Source organism: Crenobacter cavernae (genome assembly GCF_003355495.1).
GTDB classification, from domain to species: Bacteria; Pseudomonadota; Gammaproteobacteria; order Burkholderiales; family Chromobacteriaceae; genus Crenobacter; species Crenobacter cavernae.
In genome coordinates this window covers 2,572,483-2,598,239 of the sequence record NZ_CP031337.1, presented here as the reverse complement: position 1 = coordinate 2,598,239, position 25,757 = coordinate 2,572,483, and the positions used below count along the sequence as shown (strand labels likewise).

Here is a 25,757-nt window from a genome sequence, read left to right as displayed (position 1 = left end):
GGCGTACGGGGAGCCCGTGCGTCGTCGAAACCTTCGGCAAATGAAGGCGCGGAAGGAGGGTTAAGAAAATGTTCCGCTGGATTATTGGCTCGAGTCTGAAGTTCCGTTTCCTGGTGTTGGGTATCGCCGCGGTGTTGGTCCTGTTCGGGACCCTCCAGCTCAAGAAGATGCCCGTCGACGTCTTACCCGAGTTCGCGCCGCCTATTGTGGAGGTTCAGACGGAGGCGATCGGCTTGTCCGCCCAGGAGGTGGAAAGCCTGATCACCCTCAACCTCGAGGAGTTGCTCTCCGGCGTGCCGTGGCTCGAATCGATCCGCTCGCAGTCGGTGACCGGCCTCTCGTCTATCGTGCTCACCTTCGAGCGCGGGACCGACATCATGAAGGCCCGGCAGATGATCCAGGAGCGGCTGACGCTGGCGTATACGCTGCCTAACGTCGCCCAGCCGCCTGTCATCCTCCAGCCGCTGTCGGCGACCAGCCGCTTCATGATGTTCGAAATTTCGTCGGACAAGGTCGAGCCGACGGAGCTTTCGCTGCTCGCCCGCTGGACGGTCAAGCCCAAGCTCTTGGGCGTGCCCGGCGTCGCCAACGTCGCGATCTGGGGCCAGCGCCTGCGGCAATTGCACGTCCAGATCGACCCCGAACGCCTGCACGACGCGCGCGTGCTGCAGGACGACATCATCGCCGCCGCCGGCGACGCGCTGTGGGTATCGCCGCTGACCTTCCTGAAGGGGTCGGCCCCCGGTGCGGGCGGTTGGATCGACAACCGCAACCAGCGGCTCAGCATTCAGCACACGATGCCAATCGAGACGCCGGAGGACATGGCGCAGGTCGCCCTTTCGCCGTTCCACTTGCTGATGACCGGCAAGGCGATGTCGCTGGGCGAGGTCACCGAGACGACGTTCGCGCATCCGCCGCTGATCGGTGACGCCGTCGGCAAGAACGGCAAGGGCCTCCTGCTCGTCATCGAGAAGTTTCCGTCCGCCAACACGCTGGAAGTGACGCGCGGCGTCGACAAGGCGCTCGCCGAGTTGAGCCACGGCCTTCCCGGCGTGAAGATCGACAGCAACGTGTTCCGGCTGGCGTCGTACGTCGAGGACTCGATCTCCAACCTGACGATGGCGATCGTCTTCGGGGCGATTCTCGTCGTCCTGGTCATCGGCGCATTCCTTTTCAATTGGCGCAGCGCGCTGGTCAGCGTCGTGGCCATCCCGCTGTCGCTCCTGGTCGCGATGATCGCCCTCAACCTGACCGGGGCGACGATCAACACGATGATCCTCGCCGGTCTCATCGTCGCCCTCGGCGTCGTCATCGACGACGCGGTCGTCGACGTGGAAAGGCTGATGCGACGGCTGCGCGAGCGCAAGGAAAGCGGCGCGTCGATCGCGACCATCATCTACGAGACGACGCTCGAGACGCGAAGCGCCGCCCTCTACGCGTCGCTGATCGTCCTGCTCGCCGTCATGCCCATCTTCTTCATGGGCGGGGTATCGGGGGCGTTCTTCGAACCGCTGGGCCTGTCTTACTTGCTGGCCGTGCTGGCGTCGATGGTCGTCGCGCTGACCGTGACGCCCGCCTTGAGCCTGCTATTGAGGAAAGAAGCGTCGCACGACGTTGGCGAGTCGCCCGTTGCGGCCCGGCTTCGCGACGGATACGAGGCGGCCCTCCAGAGAGTCATCAAGACGCCACGCTGGATGTTCATCGCCGCCGGCGTCGTGGTCGTGGGCGGCGTCGTCGCATGGCCGCTGCTGGGACAGTCCTTGCTTCCGTCGCTCAAGGAGAGGGACCTGCTGGTGAACTGGAGCACGCCGCCCGGCACGTCGCATTCCGAGACGCACCGGGTCACGTCGCGCGTCAGCAAGGAATTGCGCTCGCTGCCTGGCGTGCGGTCCGTCGGCGCCCATGTGGGCCGCGCGATCACCGGCGACCAGGTCGTCGGCATCAATTCGAGCCAGATCTGGGTCAACATCGATCCCAAGGCCGACTACGACAAGACGATCGCGTCGATCCGGGAGACGATAGACGGCTACCCCGGTATCGAGCGCAATGTGCAGACCTACTTGCGCGACAAGGTCGCCGAGGCGCTGACCGGCGAGAGCCGCGCGATCGTCGTGCGCATCTACGGCCAGCAGCGCGAAGTCCTGCATCAGAAGGCCGAGGAAGTCAGACAGGCGCTTTCCGGTATAGACGGGATCGTCGACCTGCGCGCCGAGGGTCAGGCCGAGGAGCCGCAGGTGAAGGTCAAGGTGAACCTCGAAGCCGCCGGCAAAGTGAACGTCAAGCCGGGCGACGTGCGCCGCTCTTCGGCGACCGTGTTCTCCGGCCTCGTGGTCGGCTATCTCTTCAAGGAACAGAAGATCTTCGAGGTGGTGGTCTGGAGCGCACCCGAAACGCGCCAGAGCCTCAGCAATCTTCGCGACCTGTGGGTCGAAAAGTCGGACCGCAACTACGCGCGTCTGGGCGATGTCGCCAACGTGAGCATGGAGTCGACGCCGACGGTCATCAGGCATGAACGCATCGCGCCTTACGTCGATGTCGTCGCCAACGTGGCCGGACGCGACCCCGGCTCGGTGGCCGACGAAGTCGAAGACCGGCTCGAGAAAGTCCAATTCCCGCTCGAGTATCACCCGGAGATCTTGGGTGAATACGCCGAACGGCAGAGCGCCCAGCAGCGCATGCTGGGTGTGGCCGCCGCCGCCGTGATCGGGATTTTCCTGCTGTTGCAGGCTTGCTTCCGAAGCTGGCGCCTCGCGCTGATCGCCTTCCTCGCTCTGCCGACGTCCCTCGCCGCCGGCGTGCTGGCGGCGTCCGCCAGCGGTGGCGTGATCTCGCTCGGATCGATCGTCGGCCTCCTCGCAGTGCTGGGCATCGCCGCCCGCAACGGCGTCCTGCTGATCAATCACTATCAGCGTCTCGAGGGGCAGGAAGGCGTGCCGTTCGGACTCGAACTCGTCATCCGCGGCGCACGGGAACTGCTGTCGCCCATTCTCGCGAGTTCCGCGGCGATTATCGCCGCCTTGCTGCCGATCGTCGTTTTCGGGCAGATCCCGGGGCTCGAGATCGCGCAGCAGACGGCAATCGTCATGATGGGCGGCCTCGTCGCCTCCTGCCTGTTCACCTTGTTCGTCTTGCCGGTCCTCTATCTCTTCATCGGCGCGGGAACTGGACGCCAATCCGACCTCGGTCTGGCCGGCCCCGTCAAAGAGGAGGCTGAGTGATGCAAGCCGTCGCCGTGGTGTGGTCTGGCGCGCTCGTCGTCGCCTTGGGGACGAGCCTCCCGGCTGTCGCTGAGACAAGGATCGACGGCAGCGAGATCGTCCCCGCCGATGCGGTGCCGGTTCGCCCCGACACCGATAGCGGGAGCCTGCGCCGCGGCGACGGAGCGGTCATTGCCGATCAGCCTGCCGAGGCGACGGAAAGCCCGGCCGCGCCCGCCTTCAGCGTCGCTCAAATGGCGCAATTCCAGTTGCCTCAGCAGGCAGGGCCGAATGGGGCGCCGCCAACGCCGGCGACCCCGTTCTTAAAGTACCAGTATGCGATCGGCAGCGAGTCGGACGTCACCTACCGCCGCGACGCGGACCTCGACAGACGCCTCCGGGACAACTCGCTGATCTTGGCGCCCCAAATAAACGGTTACGTCCTCTATCGGCCGACCGACCGGCTGGAAATGCTGCTGGAGATGTTAGTGGAGAGGGAGATCGCGGCAAAAGAGGAGAAGATAGTCACTCTGCCGAACGGGGAGACACAAGTCGCGCCGCGAAGGTACACCTCGCTGCCCGTCGACCAGGCCTGGGTGACATTCAAGCAGCTAGGGCCACTCGACCTTACGGTAGGGCGCCGGAATTTCGAGGACGACCGTCATTGGCTGTATGACACTTCGCTGGATACCGGCTTGGTCAAGCTCAAGCAAGGCGCCTTTCAAGCCGAAGCGAGCGTCTCCCGAAAGGACAGGCTGGACCTGGACCTGCTCGCGCCGGTTCAGAAAACCCGAATCGACAACTACATGTTGTACCTGGACTACCGCGGCATCGAAGACATCAGATTGGCCGGCTACTCGATCTACCGCGAAGACCAGACCGGGAAGGAAGGGAAGCCGCTCAACATGGGCTTGCGCGCCTATGGCATGCCATCCGACCAATTCAACTTTTGGACCGAACTGGGTCTTTTGCGCGGCAAGGATGAGTTCAAACAGAACTTGAAGGCCCACGCAATCGATGTCGGCGGCACGTATCGGTTCACGGGCCTCCCACTCTACCCGAGCGTCACCCTGGGTTATGCATACGGGAGTGGCGACGGCAACCCGAACGACAGCAAGAACCACGAGTTCCGCCAGACCGGCTTGCAGTCGAATGAAGGCAAGTTCGGCGGTGTTACCAAATTCAAATATTACGGCGAGGTACTCGACCCGGAACTCTCCAATCTCGAGATTCTCACCGCGGGCCTGGGATTCAGGCCGACACCGAACGTCTTCGTCGACCTTGTCTACCATAAGTACCGCTTGAAAAAAATCGCCGACGAAATTCGCAACGGGGCGCTGACGGCCCAAATGAACCAGGATGACACGCAGCTGAGCAAGGATGTGGGCGAGGCTTTCGACATCGTGCTCGGCTTTCGCCACCTGTTCGGCGTGAAGCGCCTCGGATTGGATTTGAGAGCGGGCTGGTTCTTCCCCGGAAAAGCCTTCCGCATCGAAAATACCATCGACCCTGACAACCCCACCTTCCGTGGTGCCAACAAGGGGATCAGCGTCCTTGCCAAATTCTGGTATTGAAGTTCTACGACAGCCATCGAGCCAGTGGTCGAGTGACGATAGAACCCTAGACGGTGGCCTATATTAGCGTGCCGCTTACGAGCCGGAAGGCCGACAGCATCCGTCCTGTCCAATAAGAAGGAGAGCATCAATGATTCCGCGAACATTGCAATACATCCTTGCCGCTGCGGCGATTATCGCGTCCTCCACGGCAGGCGCAGAGGGCAAGATGACGAAATCGGCATGGCAAAAGGAGTTCGGCATCACGAAATGCAATCTGCAGACGACAGGCCAAAATCAATATTTCGTCATGGAGCCCGGCTTTCGGCTCGAATTGGAAGGGGGAGACACCAAGCTCCACATCACGGTCCTCGACGAAACCAAGATGGTCGACGGGGTCAGCACCCGCGTCGTCGAGGAGAGGGAATGGAAGGACGGGAAACTGTACGAGGTGTCGAAAAACTACTTCGCCATGTGCGAGCAGACGAAGGACGTCTTTTATTTCGGCGAAGACGTCGATTACTACGAGAACGACAAGGTGGTCAAGCACGATGGCACGTGGCTCGCGGGCCAGGACGGCAATAAGGCCGGTCTGATCATGGCCGGAACGCCGAGAGTCGGGATGAGGTACTACCAGGAGATGGCACCCGGCGTGGCGATGGACAGGGCAGAGATTGTCAGCCTCAACGACACCTGCAAGACGCCCGCGGGCACGTTCTCAAAATGCCTCAAGGTCAAGGAAGGCACGCCGCTCAAAATGTTCGAAACAGAGTACAAATATTATGCGCCGAACATCGGGCTGATCAGGGACGAGGACTTGCGGCTGATCAAGTACGGCTTCATCAAGAAATAGACCGCCCCGAACGCGCCGCGCGGAGGAGCTAGGTAAATCACCCCATCCATCGGTGGGCGTTTTGCGGCGCTAAGGTTGGCCGAGCCTCAATAATCGACGCCGAGGAATAGGTAGCCGGTCAGCTGTCCGCCCTTGGCGTTGCCGAAACCGACGAAGAACGGCCCGAGCAGGGTGTCGGCACCGAGGAACAGCGAACCGGCGGTGATCCAGCGCGAATCCTGCGGAGCGGCGCTGTTGTACCAGTTCCACACCCTGCCCGCCTCGAGCGAGCCGCCGATGTAAAGACCGCTGCCGAGCGCCGACGGCAGCGTCGCGACGCGGCGATACAGCATCAAGCGCGTGAGTGCGGTGCTGTCGCCGATCAGCTCGTCCTGCTGGTAGCCCGACAGGTTGAGGAAACCGCCGAGCATCTGCGGCGTCGTTTCGAGCCGGTTGCCGTTGAGGTTGGAATTGTACTTGCCGGTGAGCCTGAGGCTGGTGTCGCCGAGCGTGTGAGCCCAGTCGGCGACGCCGTTGAAGGTCTGGGACTGCTTGCCCGACGCGCGCTCGGTCTCGAAGTCGAGCGCCGAGCTGACGAAATAGCCGTGTCGCGGCCAGCGCGGGTTGTCGAACTGGTCGATCAATAGCGTCGCGGCGAAGCCATGCGAGTGCACCGGCGCTTGGGTCACGCCGCTAAACATCGCCGGGTCGCCTGTCTTGACGCTGACGCTCTGGCGCTGCCGGTACACGCCGAGCCGCAGTTCGCCGTACTGGCCGAGTTGTGCCCCGCCGCCGACATCAAAGCGCGACGTCGACAGTTGCAGGTCGGCGAAGCGGACGTGGTCGAGCAGGAAGAATGGGATCATTTCCTCCTTCCACAGGTAGGAACCGAAGACGAATAGCGGGCTGCCCGCGGAAAGCGGTTGGTAGAGGCTGGTCTGGAACCGCTTGTCGTCGCCGACCTGCAGGTAGTTGCGCCACGACGCGCCGGCGGAGTTGAGCCACACGCGCTCGTGCGCGGCGAGGAAGTTGAAGTCCGAATCGCCGGGCGTGCTGCTCTTGAGATTCACGCCGAAGCGCAGATAGTTCGGGCCCACGGCACGCTCGAGAGGCATCACCGTCAGCACGCGCCGGCCGTTCTCTTGGTCGATGCTATAGCTCAGGCGGTCGTAGTCGCCGCTGGCGAACGCCGTCTGCAGTTTTTCCTGCACCGCGTCGAGCTCCTGGGGCTTGCCCTCCTTGTCGTTCAGCGCGCGCGCCAGCTCCTCGCTGTTGACGTAGCTGGTCTTGGCGACCTTGACCTTGTCGATCGGCAAGGGCGTGGCCGGTGCGAGCCGCGCGTGCCATAGCTTGTAATTGGGCTCGGGCGCCGACAGCGCCGCGAGTCTGGCCTCGACCGGCGCCACCGCAAGGCGGCCGCGCGCGGCGATCTCTGCGTTCTTGCCGAAATCGGCGCTGCCATAGCCGTCGAGGTCGGGGCGGATCACGATATCGTCGGGCCCCAGCCTCTTGAGCTCTTCCTGCTCATTGCGGTAGACCATCAGGTTCGAGGTCTGCGCGACGATGTCGAACAGCGAGTTGATCTCGTCCTTCTTCAGCGTCGGCGAACCGACGTCGACGACGATCACCCGGTCGGCGCAGCGCCCCTTCGCCTCGCGGATCGGCAGGTTGCGCGCCAGCGCGCCGTCGACCAGCAACTTGCCGTCGACCTCCATCAGGTCGAACAGACCCGGCACCGCCATGCTCGAACGCATCACGGTCGCGAGATCGCCCTTGTCGAACACCACCGCGTCACCGTTTTCCAGGTTGGTGGCGACCGCACGGAACGGGATCGGCAACCGGTCGAAATCGCTCTCGCTGCGGTCGCGGACCACGCGCCGGATGAAGACGTCGATGCCCTGCGAGTTGATCGCGCTACGCGGCACGCGGAATCCGCCGTCGCGCACGCCTAGCGTCAGGTTGAAATAGTTCTTGTAGTCGTCGCGCTTGCGGTCGTAAGGCACCGACGAGCGCGGCGGGCTGCCCGACAGCATCTGCTCCCAGTCGGCCTCCCTGAACGCCTTCGCCATGTCGTCCAGCGGCACGCCGCTCGCGTACATCCCGCCGATCAGCGCGCCGGCGCTGGTGCCGGCGATACAGGCGATCGGGATGCGCAGCCGCTCGAGCTCCTTGAGCACACCCAGGTGGGCAAAACCGCGCGCGCCGCCGCCGCCGAGCACCAGCCCGATACGGGGCTCGGCCGGCGCAACAGCCCGGCCTACCTCGTCTGCGGCGTGCGCCTGCGTCAACAGCGAAAGCAAGAGGGCAATCCAGCCTGCGGCGTGCCTGCGTTTCATGGTCGGGAAATCGGCGAAAATAATTCCATGATTCTAACGGCTGTTTGCCGCGCATGGCGAACCGCTGTCATGAACAGTCGGCGCCGAAGAAGCGCAAAGAAAAAGCCGCCCGAAGGCGGCTTTCTTGTGCTCGTCACGACGTGGATCAACCCACCCAGCGGCGCGCGCTGGCGAACATGCGGAACCACGCGCCGTTCTCGCCCCAGCCTGCCGGATACCAGCTGTTCTGCACGGTACGGAACACGCGCTCCGGGTGCGGCATCATGATGGTGAAGCAGCCGTCGGCGGTCGTCAGCCCGGTGATGCCGTCCGGCGAACCGTTAGGGTTGGCCGGGTAGTCGGTAGCGGCTTGGCCGAGCTCGTCGATATAGCGCAGTGCGACCCGTGCAGCGTCCTGTGCGCCCGGCGCGAACACCGCGCGGCCTTCGCCGTGGCTGACCACCACCGGCAGGCGGCTGCCGGCCATGTCGGCGAGGAAGATCGACGGGCTTTGCGGCACTTCGACCATCGCGAAACGCGCCTCGAACTGTTCGGACAGGTTGCGGCGAAAGCGCGGCCAGTGTTCGGCGCCCGGGATGATGCCGGCGAGGTTCGACATCATCTGGCAGCCGTTGCACACGCCGAGCGCGAAGCTGTCGCCGCGGCCGAAGAAGGCCTCGAACTCGTCGCGCGCACGCGGGTTGAACAGGATGCTCTTTGCCCAACCTTCGCCCGCACCCAGCACGTCGCCGTAGCTGAAACCGCCGCAGGCGGCGAGACCCTTGAAGTCGGACAGATTCACGCGGCCGGCGATCACGTCGCTCATGTGCACGTCGACCGAGGCGAAACCGGCGCGGTCGAACGCGGCGGCCATCTCGATCTGGCCGTTCACGCCCTGCTCGCGCAGGATCGCGACTTTCGGGCGCGCACCGGTCGCGACGAACGGCGCGGCCGGGTTCTCGTTGACGTCGAACGACAGCTCGGCGAACAGGCCGCGGCGCTCGCGGCCCACGTCGGCGAACTCGCTGTCAGCGCAGGCCGGGTTGTCGCGCAGCTTCTGGATGCGGTGGCTGACCTGGTTCCAGGCGGATTCCAGCTCGACGCGCGATTCGGATAGTACCGTTTCGCCGGCGACGGTCACGGTCAGCCTCTCGCCGGCATCGAGCTGGCCGAGGCGGTGCACCGCGTGGGCCAGGCCCGCGTCGGCGAAGCGCGCTTCGAGCTCGACCAAGTTGGCCGAGTTCACCTGCAGCACGAGGCCGAGCTCTTCGTTGAACAGCGCACGGGCGATCGCATCGCGACGAGCCGCGGCGGCATCCAGCCCGGCCGGCGCGTCGGTGAGCGCCGCGCGTTCGATCAGCGAATCGAGCGCCACGTTCACGCCCTGGCGGCCGGCGAACACCATCTCGGCCAAGGTGGCCACGAGGCCGCCGTCGGAGCGGTCATGGTAGGCGAGCACGCGCCCTTCGCCGATCAGTTCCTGCACGAGTTCGATCGCGCGGGCGAAACCGGCCGCGTCTTCGAGATCCGGCGCGAGGCCGGTGATGCGCTTGTGCACCTGGCCGAGCACCGAGCTGCCCAGACGCTGACGGCCGCCGGCCAGGTCCACGAACACCAGCTCGCTGCCGTCGGCCGGCTTGAGTTGCGGAGTGACGGTCTTGCGGACGTCGGTCACCGGCGCGAAGGCGGTCATGACCAGCGACAGCGGCGCGGTCACCGACTTGGCTTCGCCGTCGTCCTGCCAGCCGGTCTTCATCGACAGAGAATCCTTGCCGACCGGAATGCTCACGCTCAACTGCTGCGACAGCACCGACACCGCTTCGACGGTGCGATAGAGCTTCACGTCTTCACCGGTATGGCCGGCCGCGGCCATCCAGTTGGCCGAGAGCTTGACCTTGGACAGTGAACCGAAATGCGTCGCGGAGAGGTTGGTGATCGCTTCGGCGAGCGCCATGCGGCCGGAGGCCGGCGCGTCGATCAACGCGGCCGGCGTGCGTTCGCCCATCGCCATCGCTTCGCCGAGGTAGGTGTCGAAGCCCATCGCGGTCACCGCGACGTCGGCCACCGGCACCTGCCACGGGCCGACCATCTGGTCGCGCGCCGTCATGCCGCCGACGGTGCGGTCGCCGATGGTGATCAGGAACGATTTGCTCGCCACCGCCGGCAGGCGCAGCGTGCGGTAGACGGACTCTTTCAGGTCGAGGTCGGACGCGTCGAAGGGCTCGGCCAACGTATCAAACGTCTTCACGTCGCGCACCATCTTAGGCGGCTTGCCAAGCAGCACCTCGAGCGGCAGGTCGACCGGATTGTTGCCGAAGATCTCGTCGCGCACTTCGAGCTGGCCGTTGTCGGTCGCGGTACCGACCACCGCGAACGGGCAGCGCTCGCGCTCGGCCAACTTGGTGAACAGATCGAGCGACTTGGGCAGGATCGCCAGCACGTAGCGCTCCTGCGCCTCGTTGCTCCAGATCTGCATCGGGCTCATGCCCTGCTCTTCGAGCTGCACTTCGCGCAACTCGAAGATCGCGCCGCGGCCGGCGTCGTTCACCAGCTCGGGGAAGGCGTTGGACAGGCCGCCGGCGCCGACGTCGTGGATCGACAGGATCGGGTTGGCTTCGCCCATCTGCCAGCAGCGGTCGATCACTTCCTGCGCGCGGCGTTCGATCTCCGGGTTGCCGCGCTGCACCGAGTCGAAGTCGAGCGCCTCGGTGTTCGAGCCGGTGCCCATGCTCGACGCCGCGCCGCCGCCGAGGCCGATCAGCATGCCCGGACCGCCGAGCTGAATCAGCAGCGCGCCCGGCGGGATGCCGCCCTTGTGGATCTGGCGTTCCTGGATGTTGCCGAGGCCGCCGGCGATCATGATCGGCTTGTGGTAGCCGCGCATCTCGCCGCCGAACTCTTCTTCGAAGGTGCGGAAATAGCCGGCGAGGTTAGGCCGGCCGAACTCGTTGTTGAACGCCGCGCCGCCGATCGGGCCCTCGATCATGATGTCGAGCGCCGACGCGATGCGGCCGGGCTTGCCGTATTCGGGTGCGTCGTCGCGGTACACCTCCCACGGCTCTTTCATGTCCGGCAGGTTGAGGTTGGACACGGTGAAACCGGTCAACCCCGCCTTCGGGCGCGAACCGCGGCCGGTGGCGCCCTCATCGCGGATCTCGCCGCCGGCGCCGGTCGCGGCGCCCGGGAACGGCGAGATCGCGGTCGGGTGGTTGTGCGTTTCCACCTTCATCAGGATGTGCGTCGGCTCTTCGGAATACGCGTAGCCATGGCTGCCGGGACGCGGGTAGAAGCGCTCGACGGTCGCGCCCTCGATCACCGACGCGTTGTCCTTGTAGGCGATGAGTGTGCCTTCCGGATGCGCGTCGTGGGTATCGCGGATCATGCGGAACAGCGACTTGGCCTGGCTTTCGCCGTCGATGATGAATTCGGCGTTGAAAATCTTGTGACGGCAGTGCTCGGAGTTCGCCTGCGCGAACATCATCAGCTCGACGTCGCTCGGATCGCGCTCCAGCCGAATGAAATTCTCGACCAGATAGTCGATCTCATCGTCGGACAGCGCGAGGCCCAGCGTGTTATTCGCGCGTTCGAGCGCGGCGCGGCCCTCGGCCAACACCGGCACGGTGGTGAAGCTCGTCGGCGCGACGTGGACGAACAGCCCTCTCGCGGCGTCGAGCGACTCGAACACCGTCTCGGTCATGCGGTCGTGCAACAGTGCGACGAGCGTGGCGCGTTGCCCGGCCGATAGCGGCGCGGCGGCCTTCGCATGGAAGGCCGTACCGCGTTCGATGCGGCGCACCATCGCCAGGCCACAGTGACGCGCGATGTCGGTCGCCTTGGACGCCCACGGCGACACGGTGCCCGGGCGCGGCGTGACGAGGAACAGTTCGCCCACGGCGTCGGCCTCGGCCAACCCTGCTTCGCCACTATCCAGCAGCGCGATCAGACGTTCGGAATGTTCGGGGGGCAGCGGCGCTTCGCTTTCGACGAAATGCCAGTATTCGGAGCAGAGGGACAACTCGGGAAGGCCGGCAGCGCGCGCCGCGGCGAGGAGTTTTTCCAGACGGAAACGAGACAGGGCGACCCCGCCCCGCAACGTGAGAATGACGGACATTCGACACCCGCGACAAGGACCAGGAAAGCACGCAATAATACGCCATCCCCGGCCTTCACAGCAGGCGGTAAAACCCTCGGACGGAAGGATTTGCCGCGCTGCCACATTACCGACCTACAATCTTACCGAACCCACCAGGACAAGGAGAAGCGACATGAAAAAGGTCGAAGCAATCATCAAGCCGTTCAAGCTCGACGAAGTGCGCGAAGCGATTTCGGAAATCGGCATCAACGGCCTCACCGTCACCGAGGTGAAGGGTTTCGGCCGCCAGAAAGGCCATACCGAACTGTATCGCGGCGCCGAATACGTGGTGGACTTCCTGCCCAAGGTAAAAATCGAGGTGGTAATCCCCGACGACCTGGTCGAGCGCGCGATCGAGGTGATCATCAACGCCGCCCGCACCGGCAAGATCGGCGACGGCAAGATTTTCGTGACCCCAGTCGAGCAGGTCGTGCGCATCCGCACCGGCGAGACCAACGAATCGGCGATCTGAATCCCGCCCGATTTACTGCACTGCAACAAACAAGCCCGCTCTAGAGCGGGTTTTTTCATGCCTTAAGATTATTTTAGTCCAAACGAATTTCAAAACCGCAGGCAAAATTTTTTCTTTCTAAACAAAGAGAAAGGTGAACTATCTTTTCACTAACCGCCGAAAAATCTTTCATCTAGAGGCGCGCCATGTCGAGATTGCATTTGAAAGGGATAGCGGCCAGCCTGTTCATCATAACGGTCCCGACACAAGCCGCCGCTCCGCTCTGGCAGCATCCCGACTATGTCCAGGCCATCAAGGCCGCCCGGGATGGCTCTCCCCGCTCGGCGGTCGACATGCTCGAACCCTTGCACCGGCAGGGGCAATTGCGTCAACCCCTGGTCGACGACTACCTCACCCTGCTCGTCTGGGACAAGCGCGGCGACGAAGCGATCGACCTTTCTGCCTATCGCTACCCTGCAGCAACGCTTGGCGTCGACACACTGACCACCCTCGCCCGCTATCAACGCGATCAGGGTCACTACGAATCGGCCGAAGCGCTCTATCGCGCAGCCTTGCGCAAACAAAACTCCGCCACCGCGAGCGCTGGTCTCGCGATGACCTTGGCCGACGCAGGGAAACACGCCGAGGGGCTCACGACACTCGACGCGGCCGCGCCCGCCAACAGCCTGGCGCTGGCCCGCGCCCGCGGCTATGTGCTGTCCTCGTCGGATGACCTCACCGGCTCGCTGAAGTCGCTCGAAACCCTGCTCGAAAAACACCCAGGCGACCCTGACCTCGTCCGCTCCTACACCACCCTGCTCGTACGGATGGGCGCCCCGCACGAGGCCTATACCTACCTCAAGCAACATCACATCGACGAACCCGAACTTTCTAGCCGCGTCGCGCTGGACAGGGCGGCGATCGCTTCGCGCTGGGGCCAGAGCGAAGCGCGCCTCGAAGTCGGCGAAAGCCGCTTCATGCAAACCGACCGCGCCCTCAAAGAAAACCTGCAGGCCAGCCAGGCATTGCACGCCGGGGATGTTGCGGCACGGCGCACCGCCATCGCCGACAGACTGGTCATCCTCGAACAGCGGGCGCGGCACGATGAAGCCATCGCGCTCTACCAGCAGCACGGCAACGAATCATTGCCCAGCTATGCACTGGCGTCGGCGGCTGGCGCCTATTTATCCAAAGAGCAACCGCTCGAGGCCATCCGTCTCTCCAAGCAGGCGATGGAAGGCATGCCACGCCAGCGAATACCCATCGAATGGCGCATCACACTGGTCTACGCCTACCTCGAAGCCGAGATGCCCGACAGGGCCAACGACGAGGTCGAGATACTCAAGGCAGATGTAGCGCGCGTTCGCTACGACGCCTCTAGCCGCCAGAATCGCTACAACCCCGATTACCAGCAAACCGCTTTGCTCGACGCCATGCTGCAGGCCTATCTTGGCCGCACCCACGAGGCCAGGCAGCGACTCGACACCCTGCTCGGCGAGGCCCCCTTCGACGGCGAACTTCGCCAGAACGACGGCGACCTAGAACTCCTGCGCGGCCATCCGCGCAACGCGGAGGGCATCTTCACCCGGCGACTGGTCGACGAGCCCCGCTCCACCGACGCCAAGCGCGGCCTGGCCGTCGCCCACATCGATGCCCATCGCTACGAAAGCATTTCTCCCCTATTGGCCGAGGTGAACGCGGATGCACCGGAAAATCGCTCGGTGCGACGGCTCGATGAACGGTGGCACTGGACCAACCGCCCTCAACTCGTCATCGACTCGGGCTACGACCTCTCCGGCGAACAAGGTGTAGGACTCGACGAAGGGTGGAGGGCCGACACACGGCTTTACAGCGCCCCCTTCGCGTCACACTGGCGCGTTTTCGCCCGCTATTACACCGCGCGAGCCGATTACATTACCAACGGCACCGCTCATCGTGACACCGCAGGCTTCGGCGCCGAATACCGCGATCCGAAATGGCAGGCAGAAGCGGCGCTGACGGGCAGTGTCGACGGCAGCGACGAGACCGGCGGCTTCCTCGCCGCCACTCGCAACTTCGACGACTATTTCAGCGCCGGCCTGCGCTACGAGCGAGACAGCGACGCCGTTCCGCTGCGCGCGAGGCTGGGCAATGTCGACGGCGATCGCCTTGCCGCCGAGTTCGCCTACCGCGTTGATGAGCTCCGCCGCTTCGACGTCGAGCTCTCCGCGCTCGACATGAGCGACGGCAACCTGCGCAAAGCGATAGGCGGCACATGGACCGAGCGCTGGATCGTCAAGCCCACCTACACGCTGGACACCATCGTCTCGGCCGAAACGAGCAACAACCGCAGCATCGCCAGGGCGAACTACTTCAACCCCGGCAAAGACACCGAAATCGGCCTGACCGTGCTGCAGGGCTGGCTGCTATGGCGTCACTACGACTCCAGTTTCCGCCATCGTCTCGGCCTCTACGCCGGCAACTACAGGCAGGAAGGCCACGGCAGCAAACTCGCCTCCACCGCATTCTACGAGCACGAATGGCGCTGGGAGCCGCGGGCGGGTCTGCGCTACGGGATCGCCCATAACGTCCATCCGTACGACGGCGACAGCGAAGTGAGCAACCGCATCTACCTCAACCTTGACTGGCGGTTCTGACCATGAAAACCCGATTCTGCAAACTCTGCCTGATCGCGGCCCTCGGCCTGCTATCTGCATTGCCGGTCAGGGCCGCCTCTCGATTCATCATTCTCTGCTATCACGAGGTCGTGCAGAATGCGCCGGTCGCCGATCCGTTCGCTGTCGATACCCGCGGCCTGGTCAACCAGTTCGAATGGCTGCGAAGCCGCGGTTATACCTTCGTCAGCATGGACGACATCGTCGCCGATCGAGAGGGCCGTCGGCCGCTCCCCGACAAGGCCGTGATGCTCAGCTTCGACGACGGCTACCGCAGCGTCTACCAGCATGTTTTTCCCATCCTGAAGCTCTACAAAGCACCCGCGGTAGTGGCGCTCGTCGGCAGCTGGCTCGAAGCGGCGGCAGGGAGCAAGATTGAATACGAGGGCACCGGCTTCACACGGGAAAGCTTCCTGCTGCCGCGCGAAATCAAGGAAATGCAGGCAAGTGGCCTCATCGAGTTCGCGAACCACAGCTACGCCATGCACAAAGGCCTGCCTGCGAACCCTCAGGGCAACCTGGAGCCGGCGGCGACCTCCTACCTCTATGACTCCGGACAAGGCCGTTACGAGGATGAGGCCGCACACCGCCAGCGCGCCTCGCGAGACCTCGAGCGCAACAGCGCCGCCATTGCCAAACTCACCGGAAAAAAGCCGCGCATCATGGTTTGGCCATACGGCAGTTACACTCGCCCCCTGGTCGAGATCGCTTCCCGGCAAGGCATGCCGATCACGCTGACGCTCGGCGACGGCATCAACCAGCCCGCCACCCCGCTGACCGAACTGCGTCGCGTGCTGATCGACGCGAGCATGACGCTGACCGACTTCACCAACGAGATCATCGTCCGAGAACGCGAGCCGGCGGGCATTCCGCCCGCCTACACCCGGGCAATGCACGTCGACCTCGATCAGATCTACGACCCCGACCCGGTACGGCAGGAGGCCAAGCTGGGCCAGATGCTCGACCGTGTGCTCGAGATGGGCGTGAACACCGTCTACCTGCGGGCTTTCAGCGATGGGAATGGCGACAGCGAAGCGGACGCGCTCTACTTCCCCAACCGGCTCCTGCCGGTGAAAGCCGACCTGTTCAACCGCGCAGCTTGGCAGCTCAAGACACGGGCGATGGTACAGGTCTATGCCGCCCGGCCTCTCTCCACCTACGCGACACCTGGACAGTCGGCGCCAACGGAGGAAGGCGGGGTGCGCCAAACAATCCGCGCCATCGTCGAGGATCTGAGCCGCACGTCCCGCTTCGCCGGGCTGCTGCTGATCGACGACCCCGCCCGTCCGGGCTTGGCCGAGCCGGGCGCCCATGACTTGCTGAACTTTGCGGACGAACTGTCCGCCATCGCGCGCACCTACCAACCGGAACTGAGGAGCGCCATTACCGTTTATGCCGGAAAACCCGGTGACCAAGGCGACGCGACCCGCTTCTCGGACACCCTGGCAAAAGCACTTCCACACTTCGACTACGTAGAGGTCATGACAACCCCGGGCGTAGCGGTTGCGAGTAGAGGATTGAAGGATGTCTTGGCCACGGCAAAGACACACAGCAGCCGCCTGCAACAAATCGTGTTCGGCCTGCCAAGCCGAAACCCTGCAACCGGCCAACCGATACCAAGCAAAGAGCTGACCCAGGCCGTAACGGAGTTGCACACCCAAGGCGCCCGCCACATCGCCTACGCCCCGGACGACATCTTCAACGACCAGCCGCGTCTGGCGACCATGAAGCGGGTATTCTCGCTACGCAGCCAGCCCGAACGCTAGCAGGAGGGACTCAACCATGTTTCCGCTCCCCTTTGATTTCATGCACTGGCTGTGGATCGCGTTGCTTGCCTACGCCTTCTACTACCCGTTGTTCATGTCCTACCTGTGGATGGTCGGCGCACTGCACTACTACTTCCACTATGAGCGGAAGGATCCTCCGCTCGATTCGCCTCCCGAACTCGACTACCCGCCGGTCAGCATCCTCATCCCCTGCTTCAACGAGGAGGAAAACGTCGCCGAGACGCTGCGCTACGCGCTGGCGATCGACTACCCGGAATTTGAGGTCATCGCCATCAACGACGGGAGCGACGACGACACCGCCCGTCTGCTCGACGAGGCGGCGGCGCGCGACCCGCGCCTGCGTGTCGTGCACCTCGCACAGAACCAGGGCAAGGCCATGGCGCTCAATACCGGCTGCCTGATGGCTCGACACGAATACCTCGTCTGCGTCGATGGCGATTCGCTGCTGGAACCGCACGCGGCCAAGTGGCTGGTACGCCAGATGATGAGCAGCCCGCGCGTGGGGGCCGTCACCGGCAACCCGCGCATCCGCAACCGCTCCACCCTGCTCGGCAAGGTCCAGGTCGGCGAATTTTCGTCGATCATTGGCATCATCAAACGCGCACAACGGACTTACGGCCGGCTCTTCACCATCTCCGGCGTGATCGCGGGCTTTCGCAAGACAGCGGTCCGGCAGGCCGGCTACTGGAGCGACGACGTGCTGACTGAAGACATCGACATGAGCTGGAAGCTTCAGTTAGCGCACTGGGACGTGCGCTTCGAACCGCACGCACAGGCGTGGATCCTGATGCCGGAAACGTTCCGGGGCCTGTGGAAACAGCGTCTGCGCTGGGCCAAGGGCGGCCTGCAGGTGCTGCTTCGTAGCGCCGGCAGCCTCGCACACTGGCAGAAACGTCGCATGTGGCCAATCTATACCGAGTACCTGTTCAGCGCTGCCTGGGCCTATTTGATGGTACTGCTGGTCGCCGTCTGGCTCGTCGGCCTGTTTCTGCCGCAGCTCGACTGGATGCAGACCGCCTCGCCCCTGATCCCCAGCTGGAACGGCCTCGTGCTCGGCATGACCTGCCTGCTGCAATTCCTGATCAGCAAATGGCTGGACCGCCGCTACGACTACGACGTCGGGCGCAATTTTTTCTGGATGATCTGGTATCCGCTGGTGTTCTGGATGATCCATATCGTCACAACGGTCGTCGCGCTGCCGCAGGCCATCGCCCGCAACCGCGGCCTGCGCGCACGATGGACAAGCCCGGACAGGGGGGTCAAAGCATGAAAGACACCATCATCAACCTCGAGGACCGATTGGGCATCGCAAACCGTATCGTTCCTCGCTCGCTCACGATCATCCTGTGGCTATTCTGGGCCTATCTGTGCCTCCCGCTTTTTAGCCTCTTGGCCTGGTACGCCGGTTTCAGACTGTTCTACGAGGAAATGTTCATTCACGACGGCTTAAACAGGTTGCTCCAGTTGCTGCTCTACTACTGCATCGTCGTCGGCGTAACGAGCGGCGCGCTGATCATCTGGGCACGCTTCAACTTTGCGCGCTTTCGCAACAAGGAAAAACGCAATCGCACACCCGACGCGACGCACAGTGACTTTGCCCGGGACTTCCACGTGTCGGCCACCGACCTGGAGGCCGCCCAGCAGCAACAAACCGTTGTCGTCCACCATAGCGACAACGGCCACATCGTCAGGATCAGCCTCCAATAAAGCGGCGCGACTCGGCCAACGTATAAAGCCGCCTGTAAGGCGGCTTTATACGTTGGGTCGTCCGTTTGCAGCCGGTCTGCGGAGTGGCATCACAGCGCCGCTCCACGCCCGCGTCGGGGCCTGCACTTCCAGCCTGTTTTCAGCCCCAAACAAGTCCAGCTCTTACGATGCGGCTGCCACGGCGGTTGCAATGCGGCACTCCTTTTCGATCAACCGCTTCTGCGTTTCCGGCTCCGGCGTGTCGTTTCAGCGACACACCTCATGTTCATGCTCGCCTGGTAACAAACAGAAACAGCACTTTCGCAACGCTCGCGCCAGTCATTTGCTAAAATGCGCCGGCTTCAATCGGAGCTGCGCCCAGCTTTCGAAAGCGAGCGCGCCCTCGGCCAAGCTCGCAGGCAGTACCGCCGCCCAAACGCCGAACCTGGCCCCAAAACCCAACCGACTTCGTCAAGACAACATGCACCGCATTCTGGCCCTACTGCTGAGCCTCCTGATGTTGATGGCCGCGCCCCTCGTGCGCGCGGCGGACTCCCCGCGCCTGCAGATCCTGAACTACCATGAAATCGCCAACAAGAGCGAAGCGCAGATCCCCGGCTACGCCGTCACCCCGACCAATTTCGTGCGCCAGCTCGACTGGCTGAAGAACAACGGCTACCGCTTCGTCAGCGTCGACGACGTGCTGGCCGACCGTGCCGGCAAGAAGCCGCTGCCGGACAAGGCTGTCCTGATCACTTTCGACGACGGCTACAAGAACTTCTACACCCAGGCCTACCCGATCCTGAAAATGTTCAACGCGCCGGCGGTGCTCGCGCTGGTGGGCAGCTGGCTCGAGCCGGCCAGCGGCCTGGTCGCGTACGGCGACAAGAAAGTTTCGCGCGACGTGTTCCTCTCATGGCAGGAAATCCGCGAAATGCGCGCCAGCGGCCTCGTCGAGGTCGCCAGCCATACCCACACCCTGCATGAGGGCGTCCCCGCCAACCCGCAAGGCAACAGCCAGCCGGCCGCCACCGCCCGCCTGTACAAGAACGGCCACTACGAGACGCCCGCCGAGCAGATCCGCCGCGTCGAGGCCGACCTCAAGCGCAACAGCGACTTCTTGCACCGCATGAGCGGCCAGAAACCGCGCGTAATGGTCTGGCCTTACGGTAGCTACAACCGTGACGTGGCGGAAGCGGCCGCACGCCAGGGCATGCCGATCACCTTCACCCTCGACGACGGCCCAAACACGCTCAACACGCCGCTGTGGAAGCTGCGCCGCCTGCTGATGGAGAACACCACCAGCCTGGCCGACCTCGCGCGCGAGCTGAAGGTGCGCGAGAGCTTGAAGCCGGTGAGCGAACGCCCGGGCAAGATCATGCACGTCGACATCGACTACCTGTTCGACAAGGACCCGGCCCAGACCGAACGCAATATCGGCCTCTTGCTCGACCGCATCAGCGCGATGGGCGTGAACACCGTCTACCTGCAGGCCTTCTCCGATCCCGACGGTAACGGCGCCGCCGACGAGGCCTACTTCCCTAACCGCCACCTGCCGCTGCGGGCCGACCTGTTCAACCGCGTGTCGTGGCAGATCAAGACCCGCACCCCGGTCAAGGCCGTCTACGCGTGGATGCCGATGCTCGCGTTCGAACTGCCGAAGAACGACCCGGCCGCCAAGGACGTGGTCGTCACCCGACCGCACGCCGCAACCGGCCACGTGTCGATGGGCTACCCGCGCCTGTCGCCGTTCTCGCCGCGCGCTCGTAAGGTGATCCGCGAGATCTACGAAGACCTCGGCCGCTCGGCACAGTTCGAAGGCCTGCTGTTCCACGACGACGTCACGCTGTCCGACTATGAGGACGCGAGCCCCGAGGCGCTCGCCGCCTACCGCCGCTGGGGCCTGCCGGGCGACATCGAGGCGATCCGCAACGACGACGACTTGCTCGGCCGCTGGACCATCCTCAAGATCAACGAACTCGACAACTTCGCCAAGGAGCTGTCCGACGTCGTGCGCCGCACCCACCCGGCACTCAAGACCGCTCGCAACCTGTACGCGAGCGTGGTCCTGAACCCGCGCTCCGAAGTGTGGTATGCCCAGTCGCTCGACAACTCGCTCGCCAACTACGACTACACCGCGATCATGGCGATGCCGTACATGGAAAACGCCGCCGACCCGGCTAAGTTCATGCGCGACCTCTTCGACAACGTCGCCGAACGCCCGGGTGCGCTAGACAAGACCGTGTTCGAGCTGCAGGCGACCGACTGGCGCAACAACCAGCCGGTGCCGAGCGAGGAGATGGCAGACACCATCCGCAACCTTTACCGCTGGGGCGCACGCCACGTCGGCTATTACCCGGACAACCCCTTCAAGGACCACCCCAAGCCGGCGGTACTCAAGGGCGCGTTCTCGGCGATGACGCAACCATAACCATGTTGACCCTGTTTACGACGATCTGGGACTTCCTGCTCGGGTATGTTTTCTACTACCCGCTCCTGATGTCCTACCTGTGGATGCTGGGCGCCGCGCTGTACTTCTACAACCGCGAGCGCCACGACCCGCCGTTCAACCGTCCGCCGCTGCTCGCGTCCTACCCGCCGGTCAGCGTGCTGATCCCCTGCTACAACGAGGGCGACAACGCCGAAGAAACGGTCATGCAGGCGCTGAAGCTCGACTACCCCGAGTTCGAGGTCATCGCGATTAACGACGGCAGCCGCGACAACACCGGCGCCGTGCTCGACCGCCTCGCCGCGCAACACCCGAAGCTGAAGGTGGTGCACCTCGCGCAGAACCAGGGCAAGGCGGTCGCGCTGACCAGCGGCAGCCTGCTCGCCCGTCATGAAATCCTGCTGTGCATCGACGGCGACGCACTCTTGGACCCGCACGCCGCCGACTGGATGGTCCGCCACTTCATCGAGCACCCGAAGGTCGCCGCGGTCACCGGCAACCCGCGCATCCGCAACCGCTCGACGCTGCTCGGCCGCGTGCAGGTCGGCGAGTTCTCGTCCATCGTCGGCATGATCAAGCGCGCACAGATGAGCTACGGCCGCCTGTTCACCGTCTCCGGCGTGATCACCGCGTTCCGCAAGAGCGCGATGCACGATGTCGGCTACTGGAGCAGCGACATGATGACCGAAGACATCGACATCTCGTGGAAGCTGCAGCGCCGCGAATGGGAGATCCGCTTCGAGCCGAACGCGCTGGTATGGATCCTGATGCCCGAAACGGTCAAGGGCCTGTGGAAGCAGCGGCTGCGCTGGGCGCAAGGCGGCGCGCAGGTGCTCTTGAAGAACGCCGACATCCTCGGCCAACCTCGTCTGGCGAGCCTGTGGCCGCTGTACATCGAATACAGCCTGAGCGTCGTGTGGTCGTACACCATGCTGATGCTGCTGGTGGTCTGGATCCTCGACTTCATCGTGCCCGTCGGCTGGCTGCCTATGGTCGATTCGCCGATCGTGCCCGAATGGAACGGCGTACTGCTCGGCGCCACCTGCCTGTTGCAGTTCGCGCTGTCGAAGTGGCTGGACAGCCGCTACGACCAGGGCCTCGGCCGCAATTATTACTGGATGATCTGGTACCCGCTGGTTTTCTGGGTCATCAACACCGCCACCACCATCGCCGCCTTCCCCAAGGCCGTGTTCCGCCAACGCGGGCAACGCGCGCGCTGGATCAGTCCCGACCGTGGCATTAGAGCATAAGAAAAAGACCTGACAATGAGCACTCAAACCCTGATTATCGACGCCCGTCACCAACTGAATCTGCCGCAGCGCATGTTGTCGAGCACGCTGACCGCGATGCTGTGGATGCTGTGGTTCTATCTGTGGCTGCCGGCGCTGAGCCTCTTGGCCTGGCTGTCGGGCTTCCGCGCGTTCTACCAGCAGATGATCGCGCAGCCGGTGTGGCTCCGCGGTCCGCAGACGTTCTCGATGTACCTGTTGACGCTGTTCGCCGCCGCCTGCGCGCTGGCATTATGGGCGCGCCTGAGCCAGCGACAGGGCCTGGGCTGCGCACTGCAGCAAGGCCGCACGGTACCGCTCTTCGACTACGCCCAGCACTTCGGCGCCAACGCCGGCGAAATCGAGACCGGCCGCGACGCGTCGGTGGTCGTCGTGCACCACGACGCCGAAGGCCGCATCGTCCAGATCGCCACGCAGACCGTGCGCCACGGCTAGTCCCGCCTAGAGACCCCGCCCGGCGGCAAGCGTCGGGCAAAAAAACAGGGCCGCTTCATGCGGCCCGGTTCGTTTAATGGCAAAGCGTTACTTCCAGAACTTCCACCACGGCATTTCATGGACCGTCCACGGCTTTTTCAGATAAGCGCTGCCCGGGTAGTTGAGCGCCAGCACGCGCTTGGAGTCGCCGCCCAATTGCTGCATGCCGAGCGAGTCGTAAGCGGAGACCATCAGCGCCAGCGCCTCTTCGACGTACGGCGTATTTGCGTACTCCTTCACCACGTTCTGCGCACGGTTCGCCGCCGCGAGGTAGGCGCCGCGCTTCATGTAGTAGCGAGCGACGTGCATTTCGTGACCGCCGAGCGCGTTCACCAGCTTGACCATCTTGTCGCGGGCGTCCGGTGCGTACTGGCTGTCAGGGAAGCGGGTCGCCAGTTCGCGAAACGCAAGGAAAGCCTCGCGGGTCGACTTCGGGTCGCGCTCCGACAGATCCTGTCCGGCCCACTTGGACAGTACCGTCGAGTCGTCGTTGTAGTAGACCAAACCCTTCAGGTAATAGATGTAGTCGATGTTCGCATGCGAAGGGTGCAGCTTGATGAAACGGTCGGCCGCTGCGATCGCCTGTTCGGGCTCGCCGTCCTTGTAATGGGTGTAGGCGAGGTCCAACTGGGCCTGCTGCGCGTAGCGCCCGTAGGGGAAACGCGCTTCCAGCGTTTCGTATAGCTTGATGGCGCGCGTATAATTGCCACTATTGAGTTCATCCCGGGCCTCGCTGTACAGCTTGTCCACCGTCCAACCCTGGGTTTCATCTTTGGGCTCTGTGGTCGCGCAGGCGGCCAAGCCCAACGCCAGCAACGTTGCAGCAACAATTTTCTTCATGAGCGATCCTTACGCAGATTCCGAAGATTATAACGATCTGTCGGAAAACGAAACATCCGAGACGCGCCACCTGGCCGTCCCGCTGAACCTCGCAGGCAGCCGGCTCGACGCCGCGCTCGCCGCACTGATGCCCGAGTATTCGCGCAGCCGCCTTGCCCAATGGGTGAAAGACGGCCACGTGAAGATCGACGGCGCCGTCCAGGACGCGCCCAAGACCAAGATGCTCGGCGGAGAAAAGCTCTACGTCACCATCCCTCTCTCGCCCGAAGAAATGGCCTTCGAGCCCGAGCCCATGGACCTGGCCGTCGTCTACGAGGACGAGCACCTGCTGGTGATCGACAAGCCGGCCGGCCTCGTCGTCCACCCGGCGGCCGGCAACTGGTCGGGCACGCTGCTCAACGGCCTGCTGCACTACTGCCCGGCGCTCGCGTCGGTGCCGCGCGCCGGCATCGTGCACCGGCTCGACAAGGAAACCAGCGGCCTGATGGTCGTCGCCAAGTCGCTGCTTGCGCAGACCGACCTCGTGCGCCAGATGCAGGCGCGTACCGTGTCGCGCATCTACCGCGCGGTCGCCGACGGCGTCGTGCCGTTCGACGGCGTCATCAACGAGCCGATCGGCCGCGACCCGCACAACCGGCTACGGATGGCGGTGGTCAACTTCGGCGGCAAGCCGGCGGTGACGCACCTGCGCGTACTCGAAAAGTACGCGAGCCACTCGTATGTCGAGTGCAAGCTGGAGACCGGCCGCACCCACCAGATCCGCGTGCACATGAAGAAGGCCGGCCACCCGCTCGCCGGCGACCCGGTCTACGGCAACCCGCGCCACCCGGCGAGCGAAGCCGTCACCGCCGCGGTCAAGGGAATCGGCCGCCAGGCGCTGCACGCGTTCTCGCTGTCGGTCGTTCACCCGGCCACCGGCGAGACGATGACCTGGACCTCGAAGCTGCCGCCCGACATCAAGCACCTCTTGGCCATCCTGCGCGACGACGCGGGCATGGCCGGCGGCCACACCACGGCCCGGCCGGTCTGGGCCGAGCAGGACGACGACGAGGATTGGGATGACGATGATTTCGATGTCGAAGTTCATTACGTCCGCTAACGGAACGCCGGCACAAGACGACGGTGCACTCGGCTTCACGCCCTGCTGGCCGGCGCCCGCAAACGTCGGCGCGCTGATCAGCACCCGCAAGGGCGGCGTCAGCGCCGCGCCGTACGACAGCCTCAACCTCGGCCAGCATGTCGGCGACGACCCGGCCGCGGTAGCGGAGAACCGTCGCCGGCTCGCTTTGGCGCTACCGCACGAACCGGTGTGGCTGAACCAGGTGCACGGCGTCGTCGTGGTCGACGCCGACAAGGTTGGCCGAGCGGTCCCGGACGCCGACGCCAGCGTCAGCCGCACGCCCGGCATCGTCTGCGCGATCATGACTGCCGACTGCCTGCCGGTGCTGCTGGCCGACGTCGACGGCACCGTGGTCGGCGCGGCGCACGCCGGCTGGCGAGGTCTGGTCGGCGGCGTGATCGAGGCGACGGTCAGCGCGATGGCGGTGCCGGGTGACAGGCTCGCCGCCTACCTCGGCCCGGCGATCAGCCCGGACGCGTTCGAGGTCGGAGGCGAGGTCCGCGACGCCTTCCTCGCGCACGACGCAGCCGCCGACGCCGCGTTCAGCGCGATCGACGACGGCAAATACCTGGCCGACATCTACGCGCTGGCCCGCCTGCGCCTCGCCGCGCTCGGCGTAACTCAGGTGTCCGGCGGCGACGCCTGCACCGTGATCGACCGCGACCGCTTCTTCTCGTACCGGCGTGACAAGACCACCGGCCGCATGGCGAGCTGCATCTGGCTCAAGCCCTAGACTCGGCACCGGCCCTGCAAAAGCCGCCCTCAGGGGCGGCTTTTTCGTGCGCCGACACATGCCCCAAAGCTCGGCCAACCCCGCTCTGCTGCGGTGGCACTCTAACCACAGTGACGAGACGCGTTGATGAAGCGCCGGGCCGTCGAAAAACCGCCCGCCCGGCAAGACCCTTGTCATATCTGGCCCCGCCGGCGACTGTGGCAAACATGCCTAAGGACATCACAAAAAATTCAATCACGCGCAAA

The 25,757-nt window shown here is 64.3% G+C and carries 16 protein-coding genes; 13 read left to right on the top strand and 3 right to left on the bottom strand.

The window, feature by feature from the left end:
* Positions 1-68 precede the first annotated feature (68 nt).
* The 3 genes from DWG20_RS12580 (at position 69) to DWG20_RS12570 (ending at position 5,603) form a co-directional block, all read left to right on the top strand.
* Positions 69-3,218: an efflux RND transporter permease subunit gene (locus tag DWG20_RS12580; RefSeq protein WP_115434138.1), complete on the top strand. Its 3,150-nt coding sequence runs from the start codon at positions 69-71 to the stop codon at positions 3,216-3,218.
* On the top strand, positions 3,218-4,771 hold the full coding sequence (locus DWG20_RS12575) for an alginate export family protein (RefSeq protein ID WP_220271961.1): 1,554 nt from the start codon (positions 3,218-3,220) through the stop codon (positions 4,769-4,771). The genes DWG20_RS12580 and DWG20_RS12575 overlap by 1 nt, the downstream gene beginning before the upstream one ends.
* A 130-nt stretch (positions 4,772-4,901) precedes the next feature.
* The gene (locus DWG20_RS12570) at positions 4,902-5,603 is read left to right on the top strand and encodes a hypothetical protein (RefSeq protein ID WP_115434137.1); all 702 of its coding nucleotides are present in this window, start codon (positions 4,902-4,904) and stop codon (positions 5,601-5,603) included.
* Between the two features lie 86 nt (positions 5,604-5,689).
* On the opposite strand, the gene DWG20_RS12565 is transcribed toward DWG20_RS12570, so the two are convergent.
* The gene (locus DWG20_RS12565) at positions 5,690-7,918 is read right to left on the bottom strand and encodes a patatin-like phospholipase family protein (RefSeq protein WP_115434136.1); all 2,229 of its coding nucleotides are present in this window, start codon (positions 7,916-7,918) and stop codon (positions 5,690-5,692) included.
* A gap of 145 nt (positions 7,919-8,063) precedes the next feature.
* On the bottom strand, positions 8,064-12,008 hold the full coding sequence (purL, locus tag DWG20_RS12560; protein WP_115434135.1) for a phosphoribosylformylglycinamidine synthase: 3,945 nt from the start codon (positions 12,006-12,008) through the stop codon (positions 8,064-8,066).
* Positions 12,009-12,162: 154 nt separating this feature from the next.
* Here purL and DWG20_RS12555 point away from each other — a divergent pair, with 154 nt between their 5' ends.
* The 8 genes from DWG20_RS12555 to pgaD (DWG20_RS12520) all read left to right on the top strand — a co-directional run bounded on the left by DWG20_RS12555 (position 12,163) and on the right by pgaD (DWG20_RS12520) (position 22,780).
* A complete protein-coding gene (locus DWG20_RS12555) occupies positions 12,163-12,501 on the top strand; it encodes a P-II family nitrogen regulator (RefSeq protein ID WP_115434134.1) in 339 nt (112 codons plus the stop codon).
* 185 nt (positions 12,502-12,686) lie between these two features.
* Positions 12,687-15,116, top strand: coding sequence for a poly-beta-1,6 N-acetyl-D-glucosamine export porin PgaA (gene pgaA, locus DWG20_RS12550; RefSeq protein ID WP_115434133.1), 2,430 nt, complete (start codon positions 12,687-12,689; stop codon positions 15,114-15,116).
* 2 nt (positions 15,117-15,118) lie between these two features.
* A complete protein-coding gene (pgaB, locus tag DWG20_RS12545) occupies positions 15,119-16,900 on the top strand; it encodes a poly-beta-1,6-N-acetyl-D-glucosamine N-deacetylase PgaB (RefSeq protein ID WP_115434132.1) in 1,782 nt (593 codons plus the stop codon).
* A gap of 16 nt (positions 16,901-16,916) precedes the next feature.
* The gene (pgaC, locus tag DWG20_RS12540; RefSeq protein ID WP_245944721.1) at positions 16,917-18,191 is read left to right on the top strand and encodes a poly-beta-1,6-N-acetyl-D-glucosamine synthase; all 1,275 of its coding nucleotides are present in this window, start codon (positions 16,917-16,919) and stop codon (positions 18,189-18,191) included.
* Entirely contained in the window at positions 18,188-18,628 is a 441-nt protein-coding gene (gene pgaD / locus DWG20_RS12535; RefSeq protein WP_181880913.1) for a poly-beta-1,6-N-acetyl-D-glucosamine biosynthesis protein PgaD, read from the top strand. Before pgaC (DWG20_RS12540) ends, pgaD (DWG20_RS12535) begins: the two co-directional genes overlap by 4 nt.
* Positions 18,629-19,088: 460 nt before the next feature.
* The gene (gene pgaB, locus DWG20_RS12530) at positions 19,089-21,038 is read left to right on the top strand and encodes a poly-beta-1,6-N-acetyl-D-glucosamine N-deacetylase PgaB (RefSeq protein WP_115434130.1); all 1,950 of its coding nucleotides are present in this window, start codon (positions 19,089-19,091) and stop codon (positions 21,036-21,038) included.
* Positions 21,039-21,040: 2 nt separating this feature from the next.
* The gene (gene pgaC, locus DWG20_RS12525) at positions 21,041-22,306 is read left to right on the top strand and encodes a poly-beta-1,6-N-acetyl-D-glucosamine synthase (protein ID WP_115434129.1); all 1,266 of its coding nucleotides are present in this window, start codon (positions 21,041-21,043) and stop codon (positions 22,304-22,306) included.
* 15 nt (positions 22,307-22,321) lie between these two features.
* Positions 22,322-22,780, top strand: coding sequence for a poly-beta-1,6-N-acetyl-D-glucosamine biosynthesis protein PgaD (pgaD, locus tag DWG20_RS12520; RefSeq protein WP_115434128.1), 459 nt, complete (start codon positions 22,322-22,324; stop codon positions 22,778-22,780).
* A gap of 87 nt (positions 22,781-22,867) precedes the next feature.
* Here pgaD (DWG20_RS12520) and DWG20_RS12515 read toward each other — a convergent pair whose 3' ends face one another.
* A complete protein-coding gene (locus tag DWG20_RS12515; protein WP_115434127.1) occupies positions 22,868-23,659 on the bottom strand; it encodes an outer membrane protein assembly factor BamD in 792 nt (263 codons plus the stop codon).
* Here DWG20_RS12515 and rluD point away from each other — a divergent pair.
* Both rluD and pgeF read left to right on the top strand, forming a co-directional pair.
* A complete protein-coding gene (gene rluD, locus DWG20_RS12510; RefSeq protein WP_115434126.1) occupies positions 23,658-24,758 on the top strand; it encodes a 23S rRNA pseudouridine(1911/1915/1917) synthase RluD in 1,101 nt (366 codons plus the stop codon). The two genes, DWG20_RS12515 and rluD, sit on opposite strands and share 2 nt — an antisense overlap.
* The gene (pgeF, locus tag DWG20_RS12505; protein ID WP_115434806.1) at positions 24,733-25,512 is read left to right on the top strand and encodes a peptidoglycan editing factor PgeF; all 780 of its coding nucleotides are present in this window, start codon (positions 24,733-24,735) and stop codon (positions 25,510-25,512) included. The genes rluD and pgeF overlap by 26 nt, the downstream gene beginning before the upstream one ends.
* Positions 25,513-25,757 lie beyond the last annotated feature (245 nt).